At 65.9% G+C, this 18,897-nt stretch carries 18 protein-coding genes; 8 read left to right on the forward strand and 10 right to left on the reverse strand.

Translation table 11 applies throughout. The annotated features are described in order from the left end of the window. The 8 genes from WS46_RS00210 to WS46_RS00245 all read right to left on the reverse strand — a co-directional run. A partial coding sequence (locus tag WS46_RS00210) for a DUF6531 domain-containing protein (protein ID WP_059688964.1) occupies nt 1–3,418 on the reverse strand: 3,418 nt, incomplete at its 3' end. A gap of 188 nt (nt 3,419–3,606) precedes the next feature. Beyond that, on the reverse strand, nt 3,607–3,858 hold the full coding sequence (locus WS46_RS00215) for a PAAR domain-containing protein (RefSeq protein ID WP_059688965.1): 252 nt from the start codon (nt 3,856–3,858) through the stop codon (nt 3,607–3,609). Nucleotides 3,859–4,023: 165 nt separating this feature from the next. Beyond that, nucleotides 4,024–5,103: a hypothetical protein gene (locus WS46_RS00220; protein ID WP_059688966.1), complete on the reverse strand. Its 1,080-nt coding sequence runs from the start codon at nt 5,101–5,103 to the stop codon at nt 4,024–4,026. Between the two features lie 222 nt (nt 5,104–5,325). After that, nucleotides 5,326–5,829 carry a hypothetical protein gene (locus WS46_RS00225; RefSeq protein ID WP_059534146.1) on the reverse strand — a complete coding sequence of 168 codons (504 nt, stop codon included), beginning with the start codon at nt 5,827–5,829 and terminating at the stop codon, nt 5,326–5,328. A gap of 123 nt (nt 5,830–5,952) precedes the next feature. Further along, nucleotides 5,953–6,777, reverse strand: a complete 825-nt coding sequence (locus tag WS46_RS00230) for an OmpW family protein (RefSeq protein ID WP_059534144.1) — start codon at nt 6,775–6,777, stop codon at nt 5,953–5,955. Between the two features lie 73 nt (nt 6,778–6,850). Further along, nucleotides 6,851–8,104: a DUF2957 domain-containing protein gene (locus WS46_RS00235; protein ID WP_059688967.1), complete on the reverse strand. Its 1,254-nt coding sequence runs from the start codon at nt 8,102–8,104 to the stop codon at nt 6,851–6,853. Between the two features lie 74 nt (nt 8,105–8,178). Then, nucleotides 8,179–9,792 (reverse strand): DUF2957 domain-containing protein, encoded by a 1,614-nt coding sequence (locus tag WS46_RS00240; protein WP_059534139.1) that lies wholly within the window; start codon nt 9,790–9,792, stop codon nt 8,179–8,181. Nucleotides 9,793–10,419: 627 nt separating this feature from the next. Beyond that, nucleotides 10,420–10,716 carry a cupin domain-containing protein gene (locus WS46_RS00245; RefSeq protein ID WP_059688968.1) on the reverse strand — a complete coding sequence of 99 codons (297 nt, stop codon included), beginning with the start codon at nt 10,714–10,716 and terminating at the stop codon, nt 10,420–10,422. A 429-nt stretch (nt 10,717–11,145) separates the two neighbouring features. On the opposite strand from WS46_RS00245, the gene WS46_RS00250 reads away from it, so the two are divergent. The 3 genes from WS46_RS00250 (at nt 11,146) to WS46_RS00260 (ending at nt 13,718) form a co-directional block, all read left to right on the forward strand. Further along, nucleotides 11,146–12,090: an ABC transporter ATP-binding protein gene (locus tag WS46_RS00250; RefSeq protein ID WP_059688969.1), complete on the forward strand. Its 945-nt coding sequence runs from the start codon at nt 11,146–11,148 to the stop codon at nt 12,088–12,090. Nucleotides 12,091–12,095: 5 nt separating this feature from the next. Further along, nucleotides 12,096–12,866 (forward strand): ABC transporter permease, encoded by a 771-nt coding sequence (locus WS46_RS00255; protein WP_059534134.1) that lies wholly within the window; start codon nt 12,096–12,098, stop codon nt 12,864–12,866. Nucleotides 12,867–13,016: 150 nt separating this feature from the next. Then, nucleotides 13,017–13,718 carry an MBL fold metallo-hydrolase gene (locus WS46_RS00260; protein ID WP_059688970.1) on the forward strand — a complete coding sequence of 234 codons (702 nt, stop codon included), beginning with the start codon at nt 13,017–13,019 and terminating at the stop codon, nt 13,716–13,718. 43 nt (nt 13,719–13,761) lie between these two features. Here the strand turns inward: WS46_RS00260 and WS46_RS00265 are convergent, their stop codons facing one another. Beyond that, entirely contained in the window at nt 13,762–13,992 is a 231-nt protein-coding gene (locus WS46_RS00265; protein WP_059534130.1) for a hypothetical protein, read from the reverse strand. 206 nt (nt 13,993–14,198) lie between these two features. Between WS46_RS00265 and WS46_RS00270 the strand changes: the two genes are divergently transcribed. Next, nucleotides 14,199–14,630 carry a YciI family protein gene (locus tag WS46_RS00270; protein ID WP_059534128.1) on the forward strand — a complete coding sequence of 144 codons (432 nt, stop codon included), beginning with the start codon at nt 14,199–14,201 and terminating at the stop codon, nt 14,628–14,630. Between the two features lie 67 nt (nt 14,631–14,697). On the opposite strand, the gene WS46_RS00275 is transcribed toward WS46_RS00270, so the two are convergent. Next, on the reverse strand, nt 14,698–15,294 hold the full coding sequence (locus WS46_RS00275) for a TetR/AcrR family transcriptional regulator (protein ID WP_059688971.1): 597 nt from the start codon (nt 15,292–15,294) through the stop codon (nt 14,698–14,700). A gap of 182 nt (nt 15,295–15,476) precedes the next feature. On the opposite strand from WS46_RS00275, the gene WS46_RS00280 reads away from it, so the two are divergent. From WS46_RS00280 to WS46_RS00295, 4 genes are all read left to right on the forward strand, one after another. Then, entirely contained in the window at nt 15,477–16,247 is a 771-nt protein-coding gene (locus WS46_RS00280; RefSeq protein WP_059689006.1) for an alpha/beta hydrolase, read from the forward strand. Nucleotides 16,248–16,339: 92 nt separating this feature from the next. After that, complete coding sequence (locus WS46_RS00285) at nt 16,340–17,146, forward strand: DinB family protein (RefSeq protein ID WP_059688972.1); 807 nt, start codon at nt 16,340–16,342, stop codon at nt 17,144–17,146. Continuing rightward, entirely contained in the window at nt 17,143–17,874 is a 732-nt protein-coding gene (locus WS46_RS00290; protein ID WP_059688973.1) for an alpha/beta fold hydrolase, read from the forward strand. Before WS46_RS00285 ends, WS46_RS00290 begins: the two co-directional genes overlap by 4 nt. Nucleotides 17,875–18,020: 146 nt before the next feature. Then, nucleotides 18,021–18,869, forward strand: a complete 849-nt coding sequence (locus WS46_RS00295) for an alpha/beta hydrolase family protein (protein WP_179949106.1) — start codon at nt 18,021–18,023, stop codon at nt 18,867–18,869. Nucleotides 18,870–18,897: the final 28 nt, after the last annotated feature.

Below are 18,897 nucleotides of genomic sequence, written 5' to 3' on the forward strand. Positions count from 1 at the left end.
GATCGAACGCAAACGTCTCCACGCCCAGCGACGACTGCGCGCGCGTGAGCCGGCCAATCGGATCGTACGCATACTGGATCTCGCCACGCCGCATGTCCGCAATCTGGGTCAGTTGACTCGCCGCGTCGTACTGGTAGCGGCGCTCCGCCACCTTGCCGCCCGCGCCCTGCAGCGTCTGCCGCGCAAGCCGGCCCGCCTCGTCGTACTGCGTCGCCTGCTTCAGCCCGTTGCCGAGTTCGCGCAGCGTCTCGCGGTGCGCGTCGTCCCGCTCGACGTTCGCGACGCTCCTGCCGTCGAGCACGAGGCCGTGCACGTGCCCCGATCCATACGTCAGCCAGTCGAGCCGGCGGCCATCCGGACGCGTGGTCGCAATCCGTGCCCCCACCTCGTCGTACTCGTGCCGCCACACAAACTCGTAGCTTTCGCGCTCGACCGCAAGGCTCAAGGTTTCGCGCTCAAGGTTGCCGAGCGGGTCGTAGAAGCGTCGTACGGTCGACTGACCGTTCTTCGCCTGCAACAGCCTGCCCAGCCCGTCGTACTGGAACGACTCGCGCTCGACCTTCACCTCGCCCTGCGGCTTCAGGAACACCTGCCCCCGATCGGTGAACTGCGCCGGCCAGCCCTGACGTTGGGCAAGCCGTCCCATCGGGTCGTATTCGAACGCCTCCATGACGTCGCCAGACAGGCGATTCGTCACGACGCCGCTACCTGAATGGCGGAAGTACTGCGTAACGCGTTCGTCGAAGTCCGTCTCGCTGACAAGGCGCCCCACGCTGTCATAGCCGAACCGGTACTCGCGTCCGTTCTCGTTGCGCAGCAGCGTGATCCGTCCCTGCCGATCCCAGCCGTACTCCACCGCATCGCCGTTGGCATGGATCCGCCTGGCCAGCAGGCCGGCTTGCGTGTAGCTGTAGCGCGTTTGCCGGTTCAGTGCATCGGTATGCGTCAGCAGCCGCCCCTCGGCGTCGCGCTCGAACGTCTCGCGACTGCCGTCCGGATGCCTGACCCACGCAAGCTGGCCAGCCTCGTAGCCATACCGCGTCGCCTCGCCCGCCGGACTCTGCTGCTGGACGATCCGTCCTCGCTCGTCGTATTTCCACGTCGAGGTCTTGCCCGAGCAGTCCGTGTAGCTGTCGATCTGCCCGTCGTCGCGCCACGCAATCCGCCGTGTCCCGCCCTTCGGGTCGGTGATCGCGATCGGCAGGCCCGCGCGGCCGTACTCGTACTTCGTCACCCGTCCGAGCGGATCGGTCGCCTCGGTCACGCGCCCCTTGCTGTCGTAGTACCGCTGCCAGCGATGACCTTCCGAGTCCTGCAAGCCGATCATGTCGCCACTACGGTCGTAGACGTAATATGCGGTCCGCCCGTCCTGCTGCGTATGCGACGTCAAATGTCCTGCGTCGTCCCACGTGAACGATTCCTCGGTGCCGTCCGGGAACACGTGACGCGTCACGTGCCTGGCGGCATCGCGAAAGAACCATTCCTCGGTCTGGTCCGGATACACGATCCGGTACACGTAGCCGTCGATGTCGTAGTACTGCTGCGTCGTATGACCGAGCGCATCCGTTACGAAGGTCAGGCGCAAACGGTCGTGCCACGTCAGCCGCGTATCGAATGTGCCGTCGTCCGCCCACTCGCGCACCGCCTTCGCGTCCAGGTGCGTGCCGTCCCATTCGAGGTTCGTCCCGCGTCCGGTTCGGTCCGTGTAACGCGTAACAAGGTGGTGCGAATAGGTGTAGCTCCACGACGCGTCGTTCTCATCGGCTGCTTCGACCAGATCGCCGGCTTCGTCGTAGCGATAGCGTGCAAGCGTGCGGATTACCGCACCCGCATCGTCGATCAACGCGACGCGCGTGATGCGGCCGGTCGCGTCGTGCGTCACGGTCGCGGTGGTCTCGCCCGCATCGATCGTTGCGAGAAGACCATTCGCCCAGGTCAGCGCCACCACATTGCCCGAACGGTCCTCGATCCTGGCGAGGACGAACCGGGTGCCGTATCGCTCGTAGGTCTCGATCAACGTTTCGCCGCGCACGACGCGGAGCCGGTCGCCCGATTCGCGCGTGATCGTGCACGACTCGACCGGGTCGCGATGCGGCTGACCCGGTCTCAGGGGCGGATAGACGAGGCTGCGCCCCGACGCATCGTGATAGACGAACGCGTCGCCTTGCGCCTCGAACGCCGCGTGATAGGGCGATGTCCAGCGCGGACCGAACGGCCCCTGCTCATCATGGGCACCGAAGTTCGAGCGATAGGTTCGTATCCATTCGATCGGAACGATACCGGGCAGCACGAAATCGGTGTGCGTGAACGATTCGTCTCCAAGCGCGAGCCCGATCGCGCCGCCAACCCGCGCAGGGGGCTGGCCGGGCTCGCACCGGCAGCCCGGACCGGGCTTGCGGGCGTTTGCCTGCTCGGAGACGTTGGTGACCTGTTGTCCGCCTTCCTTGCGTTTCGCCTGATTCGACTTGCGGCTGTCGACCGTCGCGAAGGCATGACGCTTCACCTGAAGCGCGCGGATCAGGACATTGAGCAGGTACATCACCGTGCCCACGTCTTCGCCGGCCAAACCGTGAATCCGCCGCTTGACGTCCGGAATACTCGCACGGATATCGGCGGCCAGCTCGTGGATCGCCGCCCTGGCTTGCGCCGGCGTCAGCGATACGAGCACGTTCGCTTCGGCTTTCGCGCCGGCCTTGTACACGTCCCACACCGCGCCAAACAGGTCACCCAGCGTTTCGGCCGGCTCATGCAGCAGCGCGTCGACCGATACGCGCGCCACCTTCCGCCGTGCCGAGGCCAGATTCTCGTTCGGGTCGGTCAAGCGTCCCGACGCCAACGCTTCGAGCCCGTTCGCCAACTGCGTCAGGCGCTTCTCGGCCTCCTTGCCCGCTTCGTTCAGGAGTTCAGTCAGCCGGTTCTTCGCCTCCACGACGAACGGCTCGAGATCCCCCATCAACGTGGCCGTGAAATGTCCCGCGATGATCGTCACCGATGCCGTGGCGAGATCCTTCGCGCCCTGCCGGACCTTCTGGCGCACCAGCCCCAACGTCGGACGCAATGACATGCGCGCGGCGGCCGTGCCGGGCGGCACCGGCATCACGCCGATCAGGTTGATCGCCAGATTCGCCCAGTCCAGCATTTGCTCGATTTCCTCGGCCTTCGAGCGGGGTTTGATGCTGCGATTTCGGATCAGCTTCGAAATGTCGCCACATACGTCGACAGCGGCGATGATATTGCCCAGCACCGGCAGGGCGCCCGACACTTCCTTGATGCGGCCAAGCGTTACGTATCCGCCGCTGACCGACCGCAGCCAGTTATCGAAGCCGGACGCTCCGGCCTCGAGATCCGCGAAGTGAACGCGGTCGAGCGGCACGATCGCCGCGTCGACGGAAGGAAGGGGGTGCGATGGATTGGCCATGTTGTTCTTGGTGTTGTTCTGCGTATTCGAAATCGGGCGTCAGACGCGGCGACGGCGGCTCAGATCGGTGCCTGCAGGCACACCGGTAAACACTGGCAAAGCGTCAACGCCATAGGTCGGCAGCGCCGCATCGGAAATCGCCGGCGTGCGGACTTGATTGAGTGTTGCCAGTGACAATCTCCCGCCGTTCACGCGCCGATCGCGGTGGCGCCGCAACCGGTCTTGTCGCCGAGATAACCCACGCGCCGGCCCCGATGCGTGCGCGGACCGCTCGCCAGTAGCGGGAAAACGCCACCGCATTTCGGGCAGGTCACGCCGTGGCCGTCCAGCGATACGGCAATCCCACGGTGCTTCAATTCGTCGGTTGCTTCGACAACCTTGCCACCGTCGTCGGTCACGTCACCAAGACGAACCATGTCGCCGCCCAGTGCATCTCGCATGACAACCACCTCGTAAGAGAAATGAAATATTTCTCTTCTACCGAACTTCAAACCGACACGCAATTTTTGAGATTATTTTCTGCATTTTTCAGTCGATTGAATCAATCAGTCGCGAGGGTATTCGTATTTATAGGAACGCCAGCATGCTGATGCAGACAATGTCGATCACGCTTGCTTCGCCCCCCTCGGCCGCACGCGTTTCGCGCGCACGATCGGATTCGATCGCGACGTCAGGCTCATCGCGCCGCTCAGACGCTCGAACGCAACATCCTCCTTCATCCCGAAACGGCCGACCGCCGGCCACGCGAGCGCTTCGTCGAGCCACGCCTGCCACGCGTCGCCATGAAAACGGCGCGCGAACTCGCGCACCATGCCCGGCGCCGCGATCACGATGCCCGCCAGCAGGTAATACGCCCAGAAACTGCCTGCGCCAACGAGCCGGTCGAGCCGGCACACGGACACCGCCGCGAGCAGTCCATCGACCGACGCGAGATCGGTGCGTCGTTCACGAATCGCGCGCGCAACCAGATTGTGCCGACCACCGTACGCGGTGAAGGACATCCCCTTGCCGGCGGCAAGCTCCGCGCAGAACATCGCGAGTGCGGCCATCTCGTCGATGCGCGCTGCGTCGTCGCGCGGCCCGCAGACGCGCAGCACGATCGCGTCGATGACGGCCCCTGGCCCGGCCGACGGCGCCACGCAGGCCGCCGCGACGGCCGCATGTCGTTCTCTCAGGTTCTTCGCAGGCGGCGCCTCGCCGTTCGCGAGTCGCTCCCGCATTTCGTGCCCGTCGACTTCGTCGCTGCCGGGTCCGACGCCGCCGGCAATCCGCTCGAGCGCGGCCCAGCCGTCGTTCGGATCGTCGAAGGCCCACGCATCGATGAAACCATGCGCCGCATCGAATACCGCACGCGATCCGGGGCAGCACCGTTCCGCGTGCGCGAGCTGCCGCGCGTCGGGAACGTGCATGCACGCATCGGTCGCATCGCACGCGCAACCGCCGCCGTCCGTTGCAATCCACGGCGCGAGTTCGTGCAGGACGGCGATCGCTTCATGCGACAGGTTCGCGCCGGCACGCACGCGTGCCGCGTGCGTCGGCGTGGCGGCCGTCGCGCCGACGTCGTCCGTCGCCACGCACGCCGCTTCGTTCAAGTGTTCGATCAGGTATTGCAGCCACGCGGCCGTGCGCAGCCGGTCGGGCGTCGCAGCGCGGGCATCGCCATACTTCGCTGGATCGGTGAGCATGGGTGGTCCGGAATGATTGTTTTATGTCGTTCGAAGCAGGCGGCACGGTGCATCGCACCGGCCCCTGCATGGCCGCCCGCATCGGATCGCGAAGCAGGCGGCCAGCCGGTCGTCACGCCGATACGCGCGACGACACGAATGCATCGCGAAACCGGAACACCCGCCGCGCATCGTTGCACGGCCCTCGTTCCTGGCGGGCGCCCGGTCTCGATCGCGCGACGCTTACTGCACGTGGAACTTCGGCGACGTGGCGACCGTGCCGCTGACCGTGCAGTCCGGCGTCAACACCGCGTTGTTGAACGTCAGCGACGAGTTCGGATCGCTCCACGTCGTCACGACCTTGCTCGGCCCGCAGGCGCCGAGCAGCGAAACGGTCACCTTCGCGTTGTTGATCGACAGTTGCGTCGTGCTGTCGGCCTGGCCCGTCCACGGCGATGCGCTGGTCGCGCTGCCGCTGATCAGGCCGCACGTCGCGGCGCCGGTAAACGTCGTCGACGTGATGTTGACGATGCCCGTCGAGGAGATCGTGCCGTTGAACGTCGCGTTGCAGGTCGCATTGATCGAGCCCTTGGCCAGGACCGTGAGGCCCGTCGCGGAGAACGGCTCTCCGTTCGGGTTCATGGCCTGCCCGTCGGCACGCGAGACGGTCACGGCGAAAGCAGGCGCGGCCGAAACCGCGGTGAATGCCACTGCAGCAACAAGCGATACGATTTTGCGAATGCTCATTTGAACTGCCCCCTCTCTCTTCACAAATGGCGGCATGCCGCCAGGAACGCGACACACCGGCCGGATCGGTCCGGCCGCTCGGTCGCAGGAAGCCGCCGGCGTGCGCAATGCACGCCGGACGGCTCAGAACTTGTAGGAGATCCCGACGAACGTGATCAGCGGATCGGCCTTCAGCCGCGTGCGCGTGGTCGCGAGCGTCGAACCGTCGGCGGCCTTGATCACGAGCGACGAGTAAGTCTTCAGCGGCATGTAGGTCAGCGTCGCCGTCAGCCCCCAGTGCTTGTCGATCGCATAGCTCGCGCCGACGTTGTAGACCGGCGTGAACGACGACGATGCCTTGCCCTCCACCGACGTCGGCCCCGGCTTGCCGGCGCCGGCCGCGAGCACGCTGCCGAGGTTCTCGTTGATGTCCTTCGCGAAGTTGCCGTTCAGTTCGATGTTGCTGAACCAGCTGTAGGCCACGCCGATCCCGACGAACGGGCGGAACTTCGCGGTCGGTGCATTGAAGTAGTACTGCAGAATGATCGTCGGGCTCCATTGCCGCGCATTCTTCACGGCCGGCTGATTCGACGGATTGTCCATGTTGACGCTGCCGAGCGAACCGGCCGGGCCCGGTGGCCGGATCACACCGTGCCCGGTCAGCGTGAACTCGGGCGGCACGCCGAGCACCGACGTCACCGCGATATGGTCGGTGAAGAAGTGCGTGAGCGTGAGGCCGACCGTATCGGCGTTGTTGACCGTCAGGCTGGTGCCCGGCGACGTGAACGACCCGGGCAGCCGCAGCGGCCCGTTGATCGGCATGCTCGCGAGATTCGTCGTCAGCCCGTTGGTCGAATCCTGCGGCATGATGTGCAGCCAGCCCAGCGTCGCGACGTTGTCGCCCGCCTGCTGGGCCGATGCGAGCGTCGACACGCCTGCGACGACACCCGCGACAATCAGCTTCTTCATGAAGTCTCCCCCTCGTTCTTTCGGAGCGCCGCGCAGCCATGCGCGACGCCGCCGTGTCTCCATCCGCGTGTGATCACTGCACGAACGCGCCGACCGTGAAGTACGGATTGCTCGTATCGGCCATGTCGAGGAACCCGAACACGCCGCCCGTGAACACGAATTTGCCGGTCGCCGGCCCCGACGCCGCGTCCGCGTGCACGGTCGTCACGACGCCCGGCACCTTCTGCGTGTAGTCGAGGTTCAGCGCGCGCGTGAGCGCGGCCTGAGACGCGTTGAACGGATCGAGCAACGTCGCCTGCGCACCGACGAGCGCGGTCGCGCGGTAGTTGAACGCGCTGTCGACACCCGTGTACTCGCCGTTCTGCGAGCCTTGGGCGATGGCCGCCTGCGGGCTCAGGAACGAGATGCCCGACTCGTCGTCCGCGCTCGGCGGCCCCTGCGTGAGGTCCGCGTTCGCGGCACCCGTGCGGATGAAGACCGGCACGAGCTGGTTACGCAGCTTGCCGACGATCAGCATGCCCTTGCCGGCCTTCGCCGGATCGAGCGCGGCGAGCGTCGGCGGAATCTGCGGCTGGTAGTTCAGCGACTGGAACGCCGGCGCATCCGTGCGCAGCGTGAACGGCTGGTTCACGGTTGCGCTCGATGCGAGCGGCTGCCCGCCGTTCTTCTTGCCGAAGTTGTCGGTCTCGACGTAGCTGCCGTCCGCGTTGATCGTCACCTGCTGGTCGAGCGCCACCGGCTGGAAGTTCTGCGACGGCACCTGGTGGTAGCCGAGCTGGTTGTACGTGCCGGCGATCTTCGTCAGATCGGTTTCGAGCGACGAAAAGCTGATGAACGGGTAGTACGGGAACGTCGTCTTCGGAATCTTGCCCACGCCGATCACGCCGTCGAACTGGATCGTCGCGCCCGGAATCGCGCCGCCCAGCACGCCTTCACCGAGGAACAGGCGCGCCGGCCGGCTCGGGTCGAGGCTCGCGTTCTGCATCCGGAACGTGCACTGGTTCAGCTTCATGGTCGGCAAGCCGGTTTCGTCGGCCAGCGTGCCGTCGACAACGTTGGCCGGCGCCGTGTCGCGCGTCGGCTGCACCGTGCCGGTGGTCGTCGGCACCGGCGATGCGAGGTAGGTCATCCGGTACGTCATCTTCGTCGTGTCGAGCTGCACCTTCACGAGCTCGCCCGAGCCGGATCCGCCGATGAACACCGTGTTGTAGTCGATCGTCTGCGGGCACAGCCGGACCACCGGCGCGGGCGGCGGGTCGCCGTCGCCGCCGCACGCGACCAGCACGGGCGCGAGCGACGCCGCGGCCATCCAATGCTTCACATTCATAGGAATCCTCTTGAATTTCGATTCGCCGGCGGCGACGCGTGCGCCGCCGGTGTTCCGTGTTCGGTGTGCCGCCGTTACTGGACGAACGCGCCGACCGTGAAGAACGGATTGACCTTGTTGTTGTTGACGACCATCGCGTAGATGTTCCCGGCCGTCACGAGCCAGCCGGTGTCGCCCTTGCTGAAGATCGCCACGTTGCCGTTCGCCCCTTTCGCGTTGAAGTCCTGCGAGGCCGTGACCTTGATCTTGCCGGGCGTGGCCTGCGTGTAGTCGAGCGCGAACTGCGACGTGACCGACGACGTCTGCGGGTCGATGAACGCCGCGGTGGCGCCCTGGAACAGCGTCGACGTGTAGTTCGCGGCCATCGTCGATACGGCGGTACCGTCGTTGCAACTGCCGGCCTGTGCCAGGAAGAAGGTGCCGTCGAAGGTGCCGGGCAGATCCGGATGCGGGATGTTGTTGTTGAAGCTCGGCCCCGCCGTCGCGATCGCGAACGTCGCGGTGCTGGGCGCCACGACGCCGCACGCCGACGCACTCGTTGCGCCGATGAAACCGCCCTTCAACGAATTGGCCGCGACGGCCGTGGTCCGCGACAGCATCGAGATCCCCACCTCGGCATCGGCGACCGACGCCAGCAGGTTGCTCGCGTCGATATGCGTGTAGCCCACGCGAATCACGACCGGCACCAGCACGCCGTTCAGCTTGCCGACGATCATGATGCCCTTCGCCTGACTCGGCGCGACGATGACGATTGCCGAGCCCTGCCCCGCGAACGGATAGATGAGGCTGCCGCCCGCGTTCGCCAGCGGATGGCTCACGAACACGTTGTCGGACGAACCGTCCGCGTTCTTGCGCAACGCCCACGGCGTTCCGGTGGTCTGGCACGAGTAGTCGCTGCCTGCCGTGATGGTGCACGAGCCGTCGGCATTGAACGTCTGGTTCCAGTTGACGACGTCGGGTTGCCAGCCGACCGCCCCCGTGCTGCTCTGCGCGCTGCCGCCGACCGGCGACAGGTGGATGCCGAGTTCGTTGTAATTCCCGGCGACCTTCGAGAAGTCGGTTTCGGTGTCGGTGAAGCCGATGAACGGATAGAAATCGAAGGTGCGCGACGGCACGGTGCCGAGCACGACGCCGGGGAACGGCTCGAGACCGGCGAACGCGATCGTCGCGCCCGGAATGCCGCCGCCGACCACCCCGTTGCCGACGAACAGCATCGGCGGATCCGCGCGATTGATCGTCACCGCATACGCGCCGTCGCTCGTCGCGCCGCTGTCGAGCACGAACGCGCAGCGGTTCTGCTCGGCGGTCGGCAGATTGGTCGGATGGTGGAATGCGCCACTGATCGTCAGGCCCGCGCGCGTGTCGTTGACCTGCCCCGCCGACGTCGGCACCGACGATTCGATGAACTGCATCTGGTAGGTGAGCTTCGTCGTGTCGAACTTCACCTTCACGTATTCGCCGCTGCCGGCGCCCCCCGTGTAGGTCGTCGTGTAGTCGAGCGAATCCGGGCACAGCTTCGTCACGACGGGCGGTGTCGTTTCCGCGCCGCTCGGCCCGCATGCGCTGCCCGAGCACTGCGGCACGTTGATCGGGCCCGGATCGTCGCCGCCGCCGCAGCCGGCAACGAACGGCAGCGCCAGCACGGCGCACGACAGGATCGCCTTCCGCCAATCAGGAATGCAAAGCATCAACCCCTCCTTGTGAGGTAAGACAGGTCTCGCCCGAACGGGCTGCGTGGCCCGCCGGTTGGTATCGCGCCGTCGCGACGACGCGCGGCGCATGACGATGCACGCAATGCGCGCCGCGTCGCCGGTCACGCGAATGCGATCAGGACCGACGCGGCAGGCAAGCGCTATCCGGCGCCGCCGTCATGCGGCACGGCGCCATCGGGGAAATCGAAATGGAATGTGGTGCGTCGCTACAGCGACAACGCAATGCGATGACGCAGGCAGCACGCGATGCGCGTCGTGCCCGCATCCGGCGAAAAGCAGGAAAACGGCGATGCGACAAGGCCCTCGGATAGGCGTCTCATGTATTGGTCTCCGTACGTACGCTTGATTCGTTATCGTGATGCGTCGTTTGTCGAGACTATGAGCGGACGCTACGCACAAGTAAATGGATGCAGAGTTCCAAACGTGCCGAACCGCGCGATCCTAGTGCGAGCATGGTATTTGACAGTTTTTCAAACAGCCTTCAATTTATTTGCTCAGACAAATACCGAGGCTGTATAACGCGCGTTTGAATGTCGGCGGTCGACCTCGTGCAAGGCCCGGCGTGCGGGCCTCCGGCGACCGCACGCATGCCGTGGCGCAACCTCACATGTCGATGATCGCGAGCGTGCCGTGACTGCCCGGCAGCACCGCGTGGCGCAAGCCGGCGACCGCGAGGTACATCTGCCCGGCCTCGACGACGACCGTCTTCGCGTCGACCTCGAGCATCAGCCTGCCGTCGAGCACCAGCAGCCCTTCGTTGTAGTCGTGCACTTCCGCTTCGTACGGCTGCGCGTCCATGCGCAGCACCTTGATCCGGGCGGGCCCGACTTCGCCAACGATCGTGGATTTCCATGCAACGGCCTGCGCGGCCGCGACGGACTTGAAATCGATCAGAGACATACGCTTCGCTCCGGGACGTGAAAGGAACGCATTATCGCGAGCGCGGCGCACGCCGTCCCGGTACGGCGCGACGGCGTTCGGGCGGCACAGTCGGCCTGCTGCGCGCCACGCTGCCGCGCGCAAGCGCGATCATTGGCCGATTGCCCGAAAACCGCACGCATTGTTCGCCCGATTCAAATAAAGCATCGCTTTATTGAATGACTCACACACATTTGCCGCAAATCCGGCACCCGCATCGCACGTCCTTTGCGTCGAAATGCATTTCCATCTTCCGATTGCTAATATGGCGGTCCTGCGATCCCGCACCACAACGCCGTTCGACATGACGCCCGTTCGCCATGCCGCGCCCGACACCGGCCGCTTCGCAGCGGCGGCGCCGGGCACGCGCGGCGCGCAGCGTCGAACCGACCGGCCGTGCCATCCGTGAGCATGCAACCGATCCTTTCCGTCTCCGACCTCTCCAAGACTTACGCGTCCGGCTTCCAGGCGCTGAAGCACGTGACCCTCGACATCCGCCCCGGCGAGATCTTCGCGCTGCTCGGGCCGAACGGCGCGGGCAAGACCACGCTGATCGGCTCGATCTGCGGCATCGTCACGCCGACCGAAGGCCGCGTGACGGTCGGCGGGCACGACATCCGCGATCAATACCGCGCCGCCCGCGAGATGATCGGCCTCGTGCCGCAGGAGCTGACGACCGACGCGTTCGAAACCGTCTGGGCGACCGTGTCGTTCAGCCGCGGCCTGTTCGGCAAGGCGCCCGATCCCGCGCACATCGAGAAGACGCTGAAGGCGCTGTCGCTGTGGGAAAAGCGCGACAACAAGCTGATGACGCTCTCGGGCGGCATGAAGCGCCGCGTGATGATCGCGAAGGCGCTGTCGCACGAGCCGCGCATCCTGTTCCTCGACGAACCGACGGCCGGCGTCGACGTCGAGTTGCGCCGCGACATGTGGAAGCTGGTCGACTCGCTGCGCGAAAGCGGCGTGACGATCCTGCTGACCACGCACTACATCGAGGAAGCCGAGGAAATGGCCGACCGGATCGGCATCATCCTCGGCGGCGAGCTCGTGCTCGTCGAAGAGAAGCGCGAGCTGATGCGCAAGCTCGGCAAGAAACAACTGACGGTGCAGCTCGAGCATCCGCTCGCGACCGTGCCGGGCGAACTCGCCGCGTTCGGGCTCGAACGCGCGGACGACGGCGCCGCGCTCGTCTACACGTACGACTCGCAGCGCGACGACGCGAGCATCGCGAAGCTGATCAACGCGCTCGGCTCGGCCGGCATCGGCTTTCGCGACCTGCATACGACGCAGAGCTCGCTCGAAGACATTTTCGTCAGCCTGATCGACAACCGCCGCAACGGCACACAAGGGGCCTAACGCACATGGCGAACTGGAATTTCCACGGCATCCGCGCGATCTACCGCGCCGAAATGGCCCGCACGCGCCGCACGCTGATGCAGAGCATCATCGCGCCGGTGATCTCGACGTCGCTGTACTTCGTCGTGTTCGGCTCTGCGATCGGCTCGCGCATCAGCGACGTGAACGGGATCGGCTACGGGTCGTTCATCGTGCCGGGCCTCGTGATGCTGTCGCTGCTGTCGCAAAGCATCTCGAACGCGTCGTTCGGCATCTACTTCCCGCGCTTCACGGGCACGATCTACGAGATATTGTCCGCGCCCGTGTCGTACTGGGAGATCGTGATCGCGTACGTGGGTGCGGCCGCGTCGAAGTCGTTGCTGCTCGGGTTGATCATCCTCGCGACGGCCGGCCTGTTCGTGCCGCTGCACATCCTGCATCCGTTCTGGATGGTGCTGTTCCTCGTGCTGACGTCGATCACCTTCAGCCTGTTCGGCTTCGTGATCGGCATCTGGGCCGACAGCTTCGAGAAGCTGCAGCTCGTGCCGCTCCTGATCATCACGCCGCTCACGTTCCTCGGCGGCAGCTTCTATTCGGTCGACATGCTGCCGCCCGCATGGCGCATCGTCACGCTGTTCAACCCGATCGTCTATCTGATCAGCGGCTTCCGCTGGTCGTTCTACGGGCTGGCCGACGTGCATGTGGGGATCAGCCTCGCGGCCACCTCGCTGTTCCTCGCGATCCTGCTCGCGATCGTCGCGTGGATGTTCCGCACCGGCTACAAGCTGAAGAACTGACGCGGCGCGCCACGGGGTTGCCCCGGTTCGCGGATCCGGAGCGGCGCTGCTAGACTGGATCGGAAGATCGACTGCCGCCGTCTGCCGCACCGCAACGCGCGGTGCGCGGGCGGCGCGGCGCCCGCCCCCTTCCCTGCGCGAGGATCCCCGATGAGCGCCTCCCGAATCGACGCCGTCCGCGACGGCCTGTTTCGCGCCACGTCCTACGTCGACACGCTGAACCTGAGCTTCAGCCAGTTCTTCGTACGATCGTCGCACGGCGACGTGCTGTGCGTCGAAACGGGCACGCGCTCCAACTTCACGCAACTGAGCGCGGCGCTCGACACCGTCGGCATCGCGCCGTCGATGGTCAGCAACGTGATCGTCCCGCACTTCGAGGCCGACGAAATGGGCGCGCTGCCCGACTTCCTCGCGGCCAACCCGGCGCTCGTCGCGTACGGACATCCGATGTGTACATGGGGGCTCGCCGACGTGTTCGGCGTGCGCGCGATTCCGTTGAAGGACGGCGAGCCGACGACGCTGTCGGGCATCGACGTCGTGCCGGTCTTCACGAAGCACGTGCATCAGTGGGACGCGCTCGTCGTGTATCTGCCGGCGTACAAGGCACTGCTGTCGTCGGACATCCTGATGCGCTTCGGCAGGGAGGAGACCGACGACCCGCTGCCGGCGATCCTCGACGCGATCACGCGCTCGGACTACCTGCCGTCGCTCGCGCACCTGGCGAGCGCGCTGCGCCGCATCCAGGCGCTCGATCTCGACATCATCCTGCCGATGCACGGCCCGTCGATCACGCACGACATTGCGCGCGTGATCGCCGGTGTGATCGCGTATTGCGAAACCGCCACCGCGTAGCGTACGCAGGCGGCGGCACAAACCGTGGTGGAAACGGGGCCGGTCAGGCGCCGGTGACGACGAACTCTTCGGCCGCCTTGCGCTGGACCGCGGCCATCACTGCGAGTTCGCGCTTGCTGCGCGCATCGCCGGACACGATGCCCGTCGCATGCTTCGCTTTCGCACCCAGCGGGAAAAACACGAACGACGCGCCGTCCGGCGCTGCCGGCTCGGCACGCAAACGCTTGTTCAGAATCTTCAGGTATTTCTTCTTCGAGACTTCTTTAGCAGCCATGGCACCCTCCGCGTGAACGTCGTGAGGATCAGCATACCAGTTTTGACGAGGGGGTCGGCCAGCATGCCCGTCAGCGGTGCAACGGCTTTTTTTCACGCCGATGTCGATTTTGCGTTGCGTCGCCCGTCGTACCATTGCAAGCACGGGCCGGCCTTCCGACATGGCCGTCCCGCAGACCTCACGTTGCGAACCGAGGAGGAACCGCAATGCGCGTCCTGGTAATCGTCAAAGCCACCGCCGATTCCGAATCCGGCCGGATGCCCGACCCTGAAATGATCGCCGCGATGAGCCGCTTCAACGAGGAGCTGGCGAAGGCCGGCATCCTGCTGGCCGCCGACGGGTTGCACCCGAGCATGCGCGGCAAGCGCGTCCACTTTGCCGGCAAGAACCGCACCGTCATCGACGGCCCGTTCGCCGAAACGAAGGAACTCGTCGCCGGCTTCTGGCTGTGGCGTGTGAAATCGATGGAAGAAGCGATCGAATGGGTGAAGCGCTGCCCGAATCCGATGCCCGGTGACTCCGACATCGAAATCCGCCCGCTGTTGGAAGCCGAGGACTTCAGCCCGGCATTCACGGCCGAACTGCAGGCGCTGAAAGCGACGCTGAGCGCGCAAGCCGAGGCAGGCAAGCGCACGTAAGCCGTGCGGCGTCAGGCGGCTCCGCATGAGCGCCGGGCGCCGCCCCTGCCCGCCGCGCGAGCGCGGCTCACGCGCGGTTGCGCGGCACCGCGAGCCGCTCGACCGCCCCACCGGTCACGTCCCTGAACATCCCGGCATTGCCGTACGCCCGCGCGGCAAGCATCGCGCCATAGACCAGCGACACGAACGTCGCGGCCTCGGTCTGCACCGACACGCCCGGCAGCACCACGCCATCTTTCACCCCCGTGTCGAGCACGCGCACCAGCCATGCGGCAAGGTCGTCGAAATGCGCCCTCACCGCTCGCGCGACTTCCTCGGGCAGCGCCGGCAACTCCGCGCCGAGCATGCCGGCGACGCAGAACGGCGCGCTGTCGTCCGCGATGCAGCGTTCCCAATAGCCGATGTATGCGCGCATCTGCACCAGCGCGTCGGCACCGCTCGCGTCGAGTAATGCCATGTCGGCATCGAATTTCGCCTGCGACTGCTGCAGTACGGCGACCGCCAGATCCGCCTTCGTCGGAAAGTGGTGGTGAATGCTCGCCTTCCGGATGTCAATCGCGTCGGCGATGTCGGCATAACTGAACCCGCTGTAGCCGCGCCGCATGATCAGTTGCCGCCCGGCTTCGAGAATGCGGCCCGCCGTGCTGTCCCCAGATACCGTCATATCTATCTACCATCTAGTCGGATGAAAAACACGGATAGTTTACCTCCCTGAGATACTCTTTTCCAGCCGCGATTTTTCCTTGAAGATTACCCTACCTACTAGTAGGATGCATTCATCGACAGAACAAGACGCCTGTCGATATTCGACGGTTCCCCACCCTGTCTTCCTTCTGGAGAATGAAAATGAAGCGCTTTTCCCAAGTCCGCCGGATCGCCGCGGCATTCGCCTTGATCGCCGCCGCACTCGGCTCGCACGCGGCCGTCGCCGCCCCCGTCAAGAACGTCGTGCTGGTTCATGGCTACTTCGCCGACGGCTCGGGCTGGCAAGCCGTCTCGAACATCCTGACGCGTGATGGCTACAAGGTTTCCGTCGTGCAGCAGCCGGAAACGTCGTTCGACGACGACGTGAAGGCAACCCGGCGCGTCGTCGACGCGCAGGACGGCCCGAGCATCCTCGTCGGCCACAGCTACGGCGGTGCGGTGATCACCGAAGCCGGCAACGACGACAAGGTCGCGGGCCTCGTCTACGTGGCGGCATTCCAGCCTGACACCGGCGAAAGCCCGCTCGAGCTGACGAGGAAGACGCCGCCTGCGACAAAAGCGATCAAGGCGACCGAAGACGGCCACCTGTATTTCGACGAAGCGTCGTTCCATGCCGACTTCGCGGCCGACGTGCCGGCCGCCGAAGCGAAATTCATGGCGATCTCGCAAGTGACGCCGGCGGCGCAGTCGTTCGGTGTGCCGATCACGCACGCCGCATGGCGGACCAAACCGAGCTGGGCGGTGGTCGCCACCGCGGACCGCGCGATCAACCCCGAGCTCGAACGCTTCATGACGCAACGCGCCGGCAGCAAGACGATCGAACTCAAGTCGAGCCACGTCGCCTACATCTCGCATCCGGCTGAAGTCGCGAAGCTGATCGAACAGGCAGCCAAGAGCGCCGGCAAGGAGTAATGCAGCGCATTGCCCGAAGCGCCCCGGTTGACGCTATCGGTCCAGTAACGTATCGTTTTGATACGTTACTGGACCGAAAAGCGATTTCCATCATGCATTCTCGATTCGACCGTTTTCGCGCGACACCCCTCGGCGCGCAGCTCGAAGCGCTGATTACGCAACCCGGACGCTATGTCGAATTCGCGGCGCTGTCGCGTGTCGGCGTCGCCGCGATCGGCGCGATCCAGCACGAAATCGCGCACAAATTCCCCGAAATCGAAGCCGATACGACCGCCCGACAGTTCTGCGGCGCGATGGTCGCCGACGTGATGCGCCGCCACGGGCACGACGTCGTGCAGGCGCGCGGCCGGATCGGCGGCGCGTTGTTCAGCTACGGCGCGGTATTCAGCGCGTTTCCGCTGGTGTTGCCGTTCGCCGACGTCGTCGCCACGCTGGCCGCGATGCCTGCGCGGATCGCCGCGTACACCGCGCACGTTCCCGCCGCGCTGATCACGCGCCGCCCCGCCGGCACGGGCTTCTCGCTCGTCGAGCATGCATGCCACCTGCGCGACCTCGACGCGGTGTTCGCCGAACGCATCGAAGTCGTGCGTGCGCACGAACTGCCGGTGATCGCCTCCGTCGACGGGACGGCACTCGCCGCGCAGCGCGACTACCTCGCACAGCCGCTCGACGACGCGCTTGCCGCATTCCGCACCGGGCGCGCCGCGCTGTGCGCGACGGCCGCCGCGCTACAACCGTCCGAACTCCAGCGCTGCGGGCTGCGCGACGGCATCCGCCGGATGTCGCTCGACGAACTCGTGCGCGAACTGCTCGACCACGATCGCACCCACGTGCTCGAACTCGACGAACTGCTCGCCGAACTCGAATTGCCGCCTCTTCCGTCGTCAACCGCCCAATGAGCCCGCCCACCCCGCCCGTCGTCTTCGTCCACGGTTTCATCGGCACGTTCGACGTGCCCGAATGGCCCGGCCCGCATCTCGCCCCCGACCTGCTCGGCTACGGCATCCATCGCGACGCGCCGTTCGACGCGATCACGCTCGCCGCACAGGTCGAGCATCTGCGGCATGCCATCGACACGCACTTCGGCACGCAGCCGGTCGATATCGTCGGTCACTCCGTCGGCGGCGCGATCGCGATGCTGTTCGCCCATGCGCATCCAGCGCGCGTGCGCCGGATCGTCAACGTCGAAGGCAACTTCACGCTCGACGATGCGTTCTGGTCGGCGTCGGTCAGTCGCATGTCGGCCGCGCAAGCCGACGCGATGCTCGACGGCCTGCGCGGCGATCCGTTCGGTTGGTTGCGCGGCTCGATCGACGATCCGTCGCCACGCCAGCTCGTCGATGCACGCCGCTGGCTCGCACATCAGCCGGCGTCGACGCTGCGCGCGATGGGACGCTCGGTCGTCGCGACGACGGGCGAACCCGAATATCTGCAGGCGCTCGCCGACGTATTCGAGCGCCATCCGGTGTGGCTCGTCGCGGGTGAACGCTCGCGTGCGGGCTGGCACGTGCCGGACTGGGCGCTCGCGCGCTGTGCCGGCTTCGAAACGATCGCCGGCTGCGGGCACCTGATACCGGCCGAGCGGCCCGCCGCGTTCCGGGAGGCGCTGACGCGCTGTCTCGGCTGACGCGCGCGGCCGCCGGACTGCGCGCCCGCCACCTGACAACTCGTAGGATTCGCCGAAATTTGGCTGAAAGGCACGGTTGCTAGAGTCGCCAAACAGGGTTTTCCCGATGCCCGACTGCCGAACGGAAACGACACATGCGAGGCTCCATGAACCTGATCCGCGCGTTCTGGCTACTGCTGCTGCTCGCTGCCGCGGGCCCGGCCCTCGCTTATCAGGCGCGGGTCGTCGCGATTCCGAGTGCCGCGATGAACCAGACGCTGAAGGCGACCGTCGTGCTGCCCGACGACTACGCACGCCTGCGCCACGGCCCGGAACGCGGCGTCGAGCGCTTTCCGGTCGTCTACCTGTTGCACGGTTCCGGCGGCGACCACACCGACTGGACCGCGAACACGCACATCGCCGCGTTGGCCGATCGCTACCGCGTGATCCTCGTGATGCCCGACGGCGGCCACGAAAGCTGGTACATCGACAGCCCGTTCGACTCGGGCAGCCGCTACGAAACCTTCGTCGGCGACGAAGTCGTGTCGTATGTCGACATGCACTTCAGAACGATCGCGACCAAGGGCGCGCGCGCCATCACCGGGCTCAGCATGGGCGGCTTCGGCGCGCTGCGCATCGCGCTCGACCGGGCCGACACCTTCGGCGCGGTCGGCAGCATCAGCGGCGCGGTCGATCCGCGCTGCTGCGAGGACGAACCGGGCATCGACCACGTATTCGGCGACCCCGGCCGCCATCCGTCATTCTGGAACCGCAACGCGATCGTCGAAAACGCGCGCGCGTTCGTCCGCGCGCATCTGGACCTGACGATCGACTGCGGCCGCGACGACTCGTTCGTCGGCTCGAACCGCACGCTGCATCAACGACTCGTCGCGCTTGGCGTGCCGCACGACTATGCGGAGCGTCCGGGCGGACATACATGGGACTACTGGGCGCACGCGATCCGCTACCAGATGCAGTTCTTCGCGACCTCGTTCCAGCACGGCGGCTACGCGTAGCATCCGGTCGGCGTGACTCGGCATAAGC

This window comes from Burkholderia sp. RF4-BP95 (genome assembly GCF_001521985.1).
Taxonomy (GTDB): domain Bacteria; phylum Pseudomonadota; class Gammaproteobacteria; order Burkholderiales; family Burkholderiaceae; genus Burkholderia; species Burkholderia diffusa.